Below are 12,020 nucleotides of genomic sequence, written 5' to 3'. Positions count from 1 at the left end.
TCGGGTTGGTCGCAAACACGGTGGGGATCGTGCTTACGTCTTCCTCAAGCTGCGTGAGGGCGGCATCGATGGATTTCTGATCATAAGGAATTTCGCCTTTCACGGTTTTCAGGATCACGCTGTATAGCTGCTTCCCTTGGGCCCGCATCAAATTATCCTGCTTCACCGCTACATCCTGCTGCGCCATCACAGCGCCCAGACCGATCAATAAGGCGCCCGCAACAACAACTGCTCGTATCATCGGTCAGTTCTCCATCTCATAAAGTATGTTTCCAGCCGCGAACCTGACGAGTTCGGGCCTACCAGCAGTAATACCGTGCGGGGAGGATTTTATTCCCGCGTCGAAATATCTCAGAGGCTATGCCGCCGCTGGTGCTCGCGGATCGCGATCCAGACCCGCTCTGGCGTCGCGGGCATATCGATGTGATCGATTTTGTATTCGCGCCACAGGCCTTCGATGATCGCATTGACCACTGCCGGACAGGAGCCGATCGCACCGGCTTCGCCCGCGCCCTTCACCCCCAGCGGATTAGTCTTGCATGGTACGTTGTGGGTCTCGAACACAAACGAAGGCCCGTCAGTAGCGCGCGGCAACGCATAATCCATGAACGTGCCTGTGACGAGCTGGCCATCCTTGGGGCTGTAGACCGCCTGCTCCATCAGGGCCTGTCCGATGCCTTGCATCGCCCCGCCCTGAACCTGACCCGCGAGCAGCAGCGGATTTAGCGTCACCCCGAAATCGTCCACCACCACGTAGTTCACGATGCTGACGATGCCGGTGGCCGGATCGATTTCCACCTCGGCCAGATGGGTGCCATTTGGGTAGGTGCCATCGGCCGAAGTAAACGTCGCGCTTGCGTTCAACTTCGAGGGATCGACGCCCGGCCGCTTTGCAAGATCGGCAAAGCTGATGGACCGATCGGTGCCAGCAACACGGATGGTCCCCTCACTGATCTCGAGGTCGCCGCTGCCGGCCTCCAGCGCTTCGGCCGCGATCTCGCGCAAGTTCTTGCCGAGGTCGCGGGTCGCGCGCTCGACGCTGACGCCGCCGGTCGGAATCGAAGCCGAGCCGCCGGTGCCGAGACCGGTTGCGATCTTGTCGGTGTCACCTTGCAGGATATGGATTCGCTCCGGCGGCAATCCGAACTGCTCGGCAACCAGTTGCGCATAAGCGGTCTGATGGCCCTGTCCGCTCGACTGCGTTCCGATCAGGATCGTCACGTCGCCATTCGGATCAAGCTTCACATTGGCAGTTTCTTCGCCCATGGTGCCGCAGACCTCGACATACGTCGAAAATCCGATGCCGCGCACCAGCCCTTGCTTCTTTGCGGCCCTGGCGCGCTTGGGAAATTCCTTCCACTTGGCGATATCCATCGCCCGCTTCATGTGCGCGGTGAAGTCGCCGGAATCGTACACCTTTCCGGTGGCGGTCTTGTAAGGCATCGCGCGCGGCGAGATGAAGTTCTTGCGCCTTATCGCGTCTGGGGTCATCCCCAGTTTGCGCGCCGACGCATCGACCAGCCGCTCGACCACATAGGCCGCCTCAGGACGGCCGGCGCCGCGATAAGCGTCCACCGGCACTGTGTGAGTGAACACGGTGCGGACTCGGCAATGGAATGCCTGGATATCATAGAGGCCCGGCAACATGCCGGCGCCACCGTGAGGAATATAAGGACCGAAAGTCGATAGATACGCGCCCATGTCGCCCATCAGATCGACATCCATCGCCAGAAACTTGCCGTCCTCCGCGAGTGCCATCCGCGCCGTGGTGACGTTATCGCGTCCCTGCGCGTCGCCCATGAAATGATCGGACCGGTCCGCAGCCCATTTGACGTTCTTGCGCAGCTTGCGAGCGGCAACCGCGACCAAGGCATATTCGCGATACGGAAAGAGCTTGGTGCCGAAACCGCCGCCAACATCGGGACAGATCACACGCATTTTTTCCTGCGGAATCTTCAGTACCATGCCGCAGAGGATTTCGCGCAAGCGATGGCTGCCCTGGCTGCCGATCGTCAGTGTAAGGTGATCGCGCTTGGAATCGTATTCGCAAACAGCCGCTCGCGTTTCCATGAAATTGGTCACGACCCGCGGATTGACGATGGATATCTCGGCGACCGCATGCGCGTTTTTGAATACGGCCTCGGTCGCCTTCTTGTCGCCGATGGGTACATCGAACAGCACATTGCCGGGATGGTCGGGCCAGACTTGCGGCGCGCCTTGCTTCACCGCCTGGACAACGCCGACCGCCGCCGGGAGCGGCGTCCAGTTGACTTCGATCGATTCAATCGCATCGCGCGCGTGATCGATCGTATCTGCGACCACGAATGCGACGGCATCGCCGACGTGGCGCACCTCGCCGTCGGCGAGAATCGGATAGGGCGGACCGGTAAACGGATCCACTTCGAGATTGAAAAGGCAGGGCAGACTGCCCAAGTCCCTGACGTCCTCGCCGGTCAGGATCGTGGCGATCCCGGGCAGGCTACGGGCACGAGTAGTGTTGATGACGAACTTCGCATGAGCGTGTGGCGAGCGCAGCACCAGCGCATGCAGCGCCAGCTGCGGCGCGTAATCATCGGTGTAGCGGCCGTTGCCGCGAATCAGGGCATCGTCTTCCTTGCGAAGAACGCTTTGACCGACGCCGAATTTGATGGGAGCCATCGTATCTCCGTTTGCCCGTGGTGACGCCCGGATATATTGCAGCGGATCGCGATCAAGCGCAAAGGGTTTAGCCGCGAACCAGCGCCCGGAGCCAGCTCCTGCCAAACAGCAGCAGGATCGATCCGATATAGACGATAGCGCCGAGTACGATCAGCACCAATAGCGCGGTCTCGTCACGCAATGCGCGCAGCTCCGCCAAATGCGGTCCGCCAAACTTTGCCGCCGACCATAGCGCTGCGCCGAGCACGGCAGCGGCTATCAGGAATTTCGCGGCTGGCCGCAGCAGTGCGCGATCAAGATCGAGATGTCGGGCACGGATGGCAAATCCGACCACAAGCAAAAGGTTTATCCAAGCCCCGACGGCGGTCGCCAGCGCCAGACCGACCTGAGCCAGCGATCCTACCAGCGCGATTTTAAGCGCCACGTTGACGGCCACGCCGATCAAAGCCGCCTTAACTGGTGTTGCCGTATCCTTGCGAGCGTAGAACGTCGCGACCGCACTGCGGATCAGCACGAATGGTATCAGCCCCACAGCGTAGGCCGCAAGCGTCGCACCCGCGGCGGCGGCATCGGCTCGGGAGAACGCACCACGCGCGAACATCGCGCGCGTGATAATTTCGGGCACGGTCAGGAACGCGGCCACGAATGGCAGCGCGAACAACAGTGTAAACTCAAACGCTCGCTGCTGCGAGGCCTTGGCGCCGTCGTGATCGCCTGCGGTCAGCCGCCGCGACATCTCCGGCAGCAACACCGTCCCGATCGCAATACCGATCACGCCGATCGGCAGCTGATTGAGCCGGTCGGCATAGTACAAGGCCGAGAGCGCGCCCGCGGGAAGAAAGGTCGCTATGATGGTGTCGGCGAACAGCGCGACCTGGGTGCCCATCGAGCCCACCGTTGCCGGGCCCAGCGCGCGAAAGAAAGCACGAACATCGGCATCGAGCTTGAGTGGCGCGAACCGAGGCAGGCCCCCATGCCGCGCCAAGTCCCCCGCCAGCAAAAAATATTGCAGGAAGCCGGAAATCAAGACGCCCCAGGCCGCGGCATGGCCCGCGCCTGGAAAGAATGCGGCGAGCGATAGCGTCATCATCATGGATATGTTGAGCAAGATCGACGCCGCCGCGGCGCTGGCGAAGCGCTGCATCACGTTGAGCATGCCGCCATACAGCGTCACCAGCGTGATCAGCAGCAGATAAGGAAACGTGATCCGCGTCAGCTCGATTGCAAGGCGCCGCTGCTCCGGATCATCGGTAAATCCTGGGGCGAGCAGGCTCATTGCCTGCGGCGTGAACACCCAGGCCAGCAGCAGCAGAACGAGTTGCGAAACCAGCAGCAGGCTGAAGATGCGATCGGCGAACAATCGCGCCCGCCCCTCGCCGCGCTGGCCGTAAACATGCGCGAATGCCGGCACGAATGCCGCATTGAACGCGCCCTCGGCAAAAATCGCTCGGAAATGATTCGGCAGGCGGAACGCGACAAAGAACGCATCCGCGACGGGTCCGGCTCCGAGAATGGCGGCGAGAATGATATCGCGCGCGAAGCCGGTCAGCCGCGAAAGAAGCGTATAGCCGCCGACGGTGAAGATGCGACCGAGCATGCGCCGCTTCTACAGCATGGGACGGCGCTTCAAAACGGCGAAATCAAGTGAATTAACGGTTGCGCATGGTCTTTTTCGAGGACCGAGCTCAGCCTCGATCAATTCTGGCATGCCGCCGAATCATGCGCCGGACGCGCCACGCACTGCCTTGATGATGCGCTCCTGAGTCGGCTCGTCGAGATAGGCATGCATCGGCAGGCTGATGACATCAACCGAAAGCCTTTCGCTGACCGGAAGCCCGCCATCCGCCACCGGGAAATCCCGATAGGCGGTTTGCTGATGCATGGACTTAGAATAATAGATCGCGGTCGGAATGCCCTGAGCCTTCAGCGTGGCGGCGAATGCATCGCGATCGCAACCCCTGGGCAGCCGGATCGTGTATTGGGCCCAGACAGAGGTGCAGCCGGCGGCGAGGCGTGGGATACCAACTACGTTACCAAGCCCCTGGGCGTAGCGCTCGGCCAACTTGTTGCGCGCGGCTATTTCTTCCTCGAAGATCTTCAATTTCTCGATCAGGATCGCGGCCTGAATGGTGTCGAGCCGACCTGTAAGGCCGAGTCTGACATTGTCGTATTTGTCCGAGCCCTGGCCGTGAACCCGGATACTGCGCAGCGTTTCGGCAAGCCCGGCATCATCGGTGAAGATGGCTCCGCCGTCGCCGAAGCAACCAAGCGGTTTGGCCGGGAAGAAGCTGGTCGTGGTGGCTAGGCCCGACGTCCCGAGCCGGCGACCCTTGTAGCTGGCGCCGAATGCCTGGGCTGCATCGTCGAGCACGAACAGCCCCTCGGCTTCCGCGATCTCGCCGATCGCATCGTGGTCCGCGCTCTGTCCGAACAGATCGACCGGGATGACCACTTTGGGCTTGAGACCCAGTCTGCGGGCGGTCGCAATGCCGCACTTGAGCGAAGCCGCATCGATATTGAAGGTGACTTCATCGACATCCACGAACACGGGTGTGGCGCCGATCAGCGCCACCACCTCGCCGGTCGCGCAGAACGTAAATGAAGGGCAGAATACCGCGTCGCCGCGGCCGATGCCTTTTGCCATCAGCACCATCAGCAGCGCGTCGGTGCCACTGGCGCAACTCACAACATGCTTCGCGCCACTAAAACTCGCGAGTTCGGCTTCGAGCCGCGCCACTTCGGGACCGTTTATGAATTGGCAATGCCCGAGCACGCGCGAAACCGCGTCATCGATGGACTTGCCCAGTCGACGACGCTGCGCAGCCAGATCGATAAAGGGAATGGGTTCGAAACGCAGGTGCTGGTTCATGGAGCTTTGCAGGAGTTGAGAACGCGGCATCAGCGAGCGCTCGGCCGGGACGTGAGCATGCTTCAGCCGACTGCTCGCCGCGGCACCTTGCGCGCGGACGACGCAGGTCTCGCAGGCGCTTCGAGGCAGCGGGTGGCAATTTCAAGGCTGGCAACGCCTTCATCCCCGGTCACGGCCGGCAGCCCGCCGGAACGGACGGCCTGAACGAATGCAATCAGCTCGGCGCGCAGAGGCTCGTCATGACCTACCGGCAGATGCCGCATCGAGTAGCTACCATCAGGCTTGAATCCGAAACACTCGGTGACCTGGCGGGTGAGTAGATCGCCCATCACGTATTTGTCACGGGTGGCAACGGTGACGTTGCGCGCCTTGAACGGCGTCAGCCAGTTGGTGTTGATATGCGCGAGCACGCCGGAGGCGGTGCGGAATTGAAGCAGCGCAATGTCTTCGCGCTCCGCCACCGCGCTCGAGAGCTGCGGCTGCACCTCCACGATATCGGATTCGGTGAACCAGCGGATCAGATCTATGTCATGCACCGCGAGATCGATCACAACACCTACGTTGGACATGCGTGGCGGGAATGGTCCGACGCGCGTGATCGCGATTGACAGGATGTCTTCACCGGAAATTGCGTGCTTGATCGCCGCGACGGCCGGGTTGAATCGTTCGACGTGACCAACCATCAAGGTCACACCGGCCTGATGCGCGGCGGAAACGATGTCGCGTCCTTCCTCGACTGTAGATGCTATTGGCTTTTCAACGAGGAGGTGAATACCCCTGGCGATACAGGCGAGCGCGATTTCATGATGAAGATGGGTCGGCGCCGCGATGGTGACGGCGTCGACTCCTGCCACGATCAGCTCATCGAGGCTCGCGAACGTGCGGCACCCCGTCAGATCGGTGACGCGCGCCCGATGCGCCGGCAGTGGATCAACGGTTCCGACCAGCGTGACATCCGGCATGCCGGCGAGCACGCGGGCATGATTGCTGCCCATGACGCCCGCACCGATCACGCCGACTCGAAGTGCGCCCCTGACCTGCTGTTTCGCGCCCCCTGCGGACCCCTTCAAACTCATATGGCCGACCCCCAGTTCGCCGCTGATATCCCCTGGGGCTCTCGTAGCATGTCGCCAAGGAGGTGGCGATTGCCGAGTATCCTTCCAGGACACATTTTGATTCAAACAATTACATGCCGCGCGGCGACTGTTTGGCCGCCGGACGTTGCCCAAAATAGCTTGATTCGCCCCTCGCGTCGCTCCGGTCGGACTAACTGCGCTTATAGTCGTCCTCGATCCGAATGATATCGTCCTCCCCAAGGTAGCTTCCGGTCTGAACCTCGATCAGCTCAAGCGGAATCTTGCCCGGATTTTCCATGCGATGAGTCGCGCCGATCGGGATGTAAATCGATTCGTTCTCATGCACAGTCTTGACCAGTTCGTTGAGGGTGACCCGCGCGGCACCACGCACCACGATCCAATGCTCGGAACGATGGTGATGTTTTTGCAGGGATAGCCGACCGCCCGGTTTGACGATGATGCGCTTGACCTGATGCCGTGCGCCCATATCGACGGACTGGTACGAGCCCCACGGCCGGTGGACCTTGAGATGCTCCTCGGTGACCTGCGGCGCCACCTTCTTCAATTTCGTCACCAGTCGCTTCAGGCCATTGGCATCCTTCTGGCGCGATACCAACACGGCGTCCTGCGTCGCCACCACCACGAGATCGTCAACGCCTTCCAGCGCAACCAACGCCTTATCGGTCGTGACATTGCAGTTGCGGGAATCTTCAAACACCGCGGTGCCGACAGCGGCATTGCCTTCACTGTCCTTTTCCGACAACTCCCACACCGCGTGCCAGGAGCCAACGTCCGACCAGCCGCACGCGACCGGAATCACGGTGGCGCGCCCGGTCTTCTCCATCACCGCATAGTCGATGGAGATCGGTTTGACCGATTCAAATGCTTTGGGTTCAAGGATGACGAAGCCGAGATCACGCCCGGCATCGACGACGGAGCGCGTGACAGACTGCACGCTTTCGGCATCGGACTTGCTGTATTCCTCAAGCAGGACCGAGGCGCGGAACATGAAGTTGCCGCTGTTCCAGAGATAACCAGCGCTGATGTATTCGGCGGCAGTCGCAGGATCCGGCTTCTCGACGAATTTTGCGACGCTGCGGACCTCGCCCGAGATCATCTCGCCCGGGCTGATGTAGCCGTATTCAGTGGCCGCGCGCTCCGGCTCGACACCGAACGTGACGATATGCCCGGCCTGCGCCGCGACCAGGCCCTGCCGGCACGCAGCAATGAATCCGCCCGTATCGCGGACGACGTGATCGGCTGCAAGCGCGAGCACGATCGCTTCCTGGTCGCGCGTTTGCGCAAACACCGCGCCCGCTGCTATTGCCGGCCCTGAATCCCGCCGTGTCGGCTCGAGCAGGACATCGGCTTCGGCACCGATCTCCGCTAACTGCTCCAGCACCATGAATCGATAGGCGTTGTTGGTGACGATAATCGGACGATCAAACAGCTCCCTATCAGATACGCGCAGGATGGTATTCTGGAACGTCGATCGCGCACCAAACAAAGGCAAGAATTGCTTCGGATGCACTTCGCGCGAAGCCGGCCAGAGCCGCGTTCCAGCGCCGCCGCACATGATCAGTGGAACAATTCTTCCGGCCATCACCGCCTCAAAGCTTGTAGTGGTCGCGATACCACGCGACAAAATCGCGAATGCCATCCTCGATCGACGTGTGCGGCTTGAACCCGACATCGCGCATCAGATCGCCTATGTCCGCATAGGTCTCCATGACGTCGCCAGGCTGCATTGGCAACATATCCTTGACTGCCTTGCGTCCCAACTCTTTCTCCAGCAAAGCGACCACGTGCAAGAGCTGTTCCGGCCGCTGGTTACCGACATTGTACACCCGTGCCGGCGCAGACCCTGTGCTTGCCCCCGCTTCGGGGATGTGGTGCACCAGGCGCATTATGACACGGGTCACGTCATCGATATGGGTGAAGTCGCGCCGCATGTCGCCATGGTTAAAGAGCCTGATCGGGGTTCCCTTCAGGATCGCATCGGCGAATAGAAAAATCGCCATATCCGGCCGTCCCCATGGTCCATAGATCGTAAAGAAACGCAGGCCCGTCACCGGCAAACGGTAGAGATGACTGTAGGAATGAGCCATCAGCTCGTTCGCCTTTTTTGTCGCGGCGTAAAGGCTGATGGGACGATCCGTTTTGTCCTCGACCGAAAACGGCAGCTTGGTGTTGGCCCCGTAAACCGATGACGAGGACGCGTACACCAAGTGACAACAGCCATGATGCCGGCACCCTTCCAGCACATTGAGAAAACCGGTCAGGTTCGAGTCACCATAGGCGTGAGGATTGTCGATCGAGTAGCGAACGCCAGCCTGGGCTGCGAGATGGACGACGGTCGCAAACCGATGTTTTGCAAACAATTGATCGGTGATCGCACGATCGGCGAGTTCGAGCTGCACGAAACTGAATTGCCGATGCTGCCGCAGGATATCCAGCCGCGACTGCTTCAGGGCCGGATCATAATAGCTGTTCAGATTATCGAGCCCGACAACCGGGCGGCCTTCCGCCAAAAGCTGGCGAGCAACGTGAAATCCGATAAAGCCGGCCGCACCGGTGACCAAGATCGTCTGGTCCGACATTGCTCCCCCTTTTTCGTCATCGGTTCGGCTCGGCCTCTGCCGGAGCCTCTTTAACCGCCGTGTTGCGGATGTCGCAAGAGCCAGCCGCCCCGGCTATTGCCAGATGCGCTCGAAAAACATACCAAGGCGGCGACGTTCGGCGCATGCAGCGAATTGCGCTGTGACCATCCCCTCGAGCCTGGCGAGCGCGAACGAGATGCGCCAATTCCTGTTTTCGACGTTGAAAATACTGATTTCGGCGGCGCTGCTTTATCTCGCGCTCCGCAAGGCCAATCTCTCAAACCTTGCCTCACGGATCGATATTGCGAGCCTGGGCTGGATCGCGTTGGCCATCGCGGTGACGTTCCTGCAGATTTTTGTCGGGGTGCTGCGATGGCGCGAAATCAGCGATGTTTGTGGCGCGCCTCTCGGTACACGTCAGGCCATGCGATACAACCTGATCGGAACTTTTTTCAACCAGACGCTGCCCTCCTCGATCGGCGGCGACGCGGTGCGACTGTGGCTGGTCGCGCGCGGTGGCGCCGGATGGCGCGCCGCGACCTATTCCATTTTCGTCGACCGCGCCATCGGCCTGATCGCGCTTGCCATCCTCATCGTTGCTAGCCTGCCGTGGAGCTACAACCTGATCACCGATGCGGCCGGCAGGTCGGCGCTTCTGCTGATCGACTTGCTCGCGCTCGCCGGCGGGCTCGGATTTCTCGTGCTTGGCCGGCTGCGATGGCCCTGGCTGAAGCGCTGGTGGGGAACGCACCATGTTCACGCCTGCGCGGTGATAGCGAACCGCGTAATCTTCAGCCGGCAGCACGGGCCGATCATTGCGGCAGCCTCCTTGTTGGTGCACGTCCTCACCGTCATCATCGCGTGGTGCGTCGTACAATCAATTGCGGCGCCGGTGTCGTTTGGCCAGGTGTTTCAGTTGCTGCCGCCTGTCATGCTCATCACCATGCTGCCAATCTCGATTGCCGGCTGGGGATTGCGCGAAGCCACCATGGGACTGGCGTTCGGATATGCCGGGCTGATGACAAACGAGGGCGTCAACATTTCATTATTGTTCGGCGCGGTGTCCTTTATCGTGGGCGCCTTCGGCGGCCTGGTTTGGATCTTCAGCGACGAGAAAGCCGCGCAGGGCATCTCGCCAATCAAGGTGCCGGAATGATCAGCCGCGCGGCGATCTTCCTGCGGTTCTCCAAGTCGATTCCAATTCGCAAAATTCAGGTTTTCTAAAGCGGGCTGAGTGTCACGTCCGCATTGGCTGATGCGCTAGAACCGAATTCCGGGACGGCATCCTTGAGAACGGCCCTGATGGTGGCCCGATCATCTTCCGCGATCGCCTGCTCGAGCGCCGCGATCCACTTCCGCAGCGTCTCCATCGCCGGTTCATTGGGTTTCGCCGCCATCACCCCCGCCAACCCGATCTCGATCGTCGGCTCCTCATTGGCGAACAGGATTTCGTTCAGCCGTTCTCCGGGACGCATTCCCGTGAAGACGATGTCGATGTCATGGCCCGGCTGCAGGCCGGAAAGCCGGATCATGCGCTCGGCAAGCTCGACGATTTTGACCGGCTGGCCCATGTTGAGCACGTAAACCGAGACGTCCGGACGCACGGGCCCCAGCGCATGCGTAGCGGCCGTAATCACCAGATCGCAGGCCTCGCGGATGGTCATGAAATACCTGACCATATCGGGATGAGTGACCGTCACTGGACCACCCGCCTCTATCTGAGCCTTGAACTTCGGCACCACCGAGCCGTTCGACGCCAGCACGTTGCCGAATCTAACCGAGATCAGCCGCATCGGCGGCTTGGTGCCCGGCTGGGACGCCAGATCGTGATCGAGCGCCTGGCAATACATCTCGGCAAAACGCTTGGTCAGCCCGAGCATCGAAACCGGCTCGATCGCCTTGTCAGTCGAGATCATCACCATGGCCTCAGCTCCCGCCGCCAAAGCCCCGTCCGCCACGTTGATCGAGCCGAAGATGTTGGTCTTGACGCCTTCACTCCAATCGCGCTCGAGAATCGGGACATGCTTGAGGGCGGCCGCGTGAAATACGATGTCGGGCTTGAATTCGCTCATCAGCCGCAGGATGCGCTCCCGATCGCGAATATCGGCGATACGGCCCTCGATCAGCGCGCCGCTCTTGTGGGCCGCCAGCGCTTCGGTGACGGCGTAGAGCGCGGGCTCGGAGTTCTCGATGACCAGCAACCGCGCCGCCCCGAAGGTGATCACGCGCTCGCAAATCTCCGAACCGATCGATCCGCCACCCCCGGTAACGATGACCCCCTTGTTTTTCACCAGCGCTTCGAGCCGTGCGTAGTCGATATTTTCGCTGGGCCGCAGCAACAGATCCTCCACCGCGACATTCGTCAGCCTCGGCGTCTCTCCGCTGTCGAGAGAAGGGAGGCGGCTAACGATCAGGCCGAGCCTTCGCGCTCGCATCAGCACAGATTCAGGCCGGGCATCGGGCTCAAAGGCCGAGGGAGTCATAACCAGCCGCGCGATCGGCTTGTTGCGCCTGACGAAATCGGCAATGACGTCCTCGAAATCGTCAATTCCACCCTGCACCGGTATGTTCCGGATCAACTGGCCCCGATCGGCCGGCGATGGCGACAATACGCCAACAGGCCACAGGTGCTTGACCGCGCCACTTTCGATGCCACGGAGAAGTATCTCCGCATCGGCCGCGCGGCCAACCAGCAGCGTCGGTGAAGCGCCCTCGGTCCGGGCATGATGTCGAGTGCGTGAATAGCGGAAGTAACGGTAGGCGAAGCGCAAAGCGCTCAGAAAGAACACCTCGAGAAACCAGTACAGAACGATGGTC

8 protein-coding genes and 1 pseudogene are annotated in these 12,020 nt (G+C 61.0%); 1 reads left to right on the top strand and 8 read right to left on the bottom strand.

Going from position 1 to position 12,020, the window contains the following annotated elements; genetic code table 11:
• The 7 genes and pseudogenes from VJV58_RS09460 to VJV58_RS09430 form a co-directional block, all read right to left on the bottom strand.
• A pseudogene (locus tag VJV58_RS09460) lies at positions 1–241 on the bottom strand (cytochrome C555); the annotation flags it as partial.
• A 110-nt stretch (positions 242–351) separates the two neighbouring features.
• Positions 352–2,658, bottom strand: coding sequence for a xanthine dehydrogenase family protein molybdopterin-binding subunit (locus tag VJV58_RS09455; protein ID WP_324137078.1), 2,307 nt, complete (start codon positions 2,656–2,658; stop codon positions 352–354).
• Positions 2,659–2,725: 67 nt separating this feature from the next.
• Complete coding sequence (gene murJ, locus VJV58_RS09450; protein WP_324137077.1) at positions 2,726–4,255, bottom strand: murein biosynthesis integral membrane protein MurJ; 1,530 nt, start codon at positions 4,253–4,255, stop codon at positions 2,726–2,728.
• Between the two features lie 120 nt (positions 4,256–4,375).
• Positions 4,376–5,527: a DegT/DnrJ/EryC1/StrS family aminotransferase gene (locus tag VJV58_RS09445; RefSeq protein ID WP_324137075.1), complete on the bottom strand. Its 1,152-nt coding sequence runs from the start codon at positions 5,525–5,527 to the stop codon at positions 4,376–4,378.
• 62 nt (positions 5,528–5,589) lie between these two features.
• Entirely contained in the window at positions 5,590–6,603 is a 1,014-nt protein-coding gene (locus tag VJV58_RS09440) for a Gfo/Idh/MocA family oxidoreductase (protein ID WP_324137074.1), read from the bottom strand.
• Positions 6,604–6,793: 190 nt separating this feature from the next.
• Complete coding sequence (locus tag VJV58_RS09435) at positions 6,794–8,206, bottom strand: mannose-1-phosphate guanylyltransferase/mannose-6-phosphate isomerase (RefSeq protein ID WP_324137073.1); 1,413 nt, start codon at positions 8,204–8,206, stop codon at positions 6,794–6,796.
• A gap of 7 nt (positions 8,207–8,213) precedes the next feature.
• Positions 8,214–9,203, bottom strand: coding sequence for an NAD-dependent epimerase (locus VJV58_RS09430; protein WP_324137072.1), 990 nt, complete (start codon positions 9,201–9,203; stop codon positions 8,214–8,216).
• 196 nt (positions 9,204–9,399) lie between these two features.
• Between VJV58_RS09430 and VJV58_RS09425 the strand changes: the two genes are divergently transcribed.
• Positions 9,400–10,359, top strand: a complete 960-nt coding sequence (locus VJV58_RS09425) for a lysylphosphatidylglycerol synthase transmembrane domain-containing protein (protein WP_324137079.1) — start codon at positions 9,400–9,402, stop codon at positions 10,357–10,359.
• Positions 10,360–10,423: 64 nt separating this feature from the next.
• Here the strand turns inward: VJV58_RS09425 and VJV58_RS09420 are convergent.
• A partial coding sequence (locus tag VJV58_RS09420) for an SDR family NAD(P)-dependent oxidoreductase (RefSeq protein ID WP_324137071.1) occupies positions 10,424–12,020 on the bottom strand: 1,597 nt, incomplete at its 5' end.

This window comes from Bradyrhizobium sp. (genome assembly GCF_035273305.1).
Classification (GTDB): domain Bacteria; phylum Pseudomonadota; class Alphaproteobacteria; order Rhizobiales; family Xanthobacteraceae; genus Bradyrhizobium.
The sequence above is the reverse complement of the archived record's forward strand: the minus strand, read 5'-3'. Positions and strand labels throughout refer to the sequence as shown.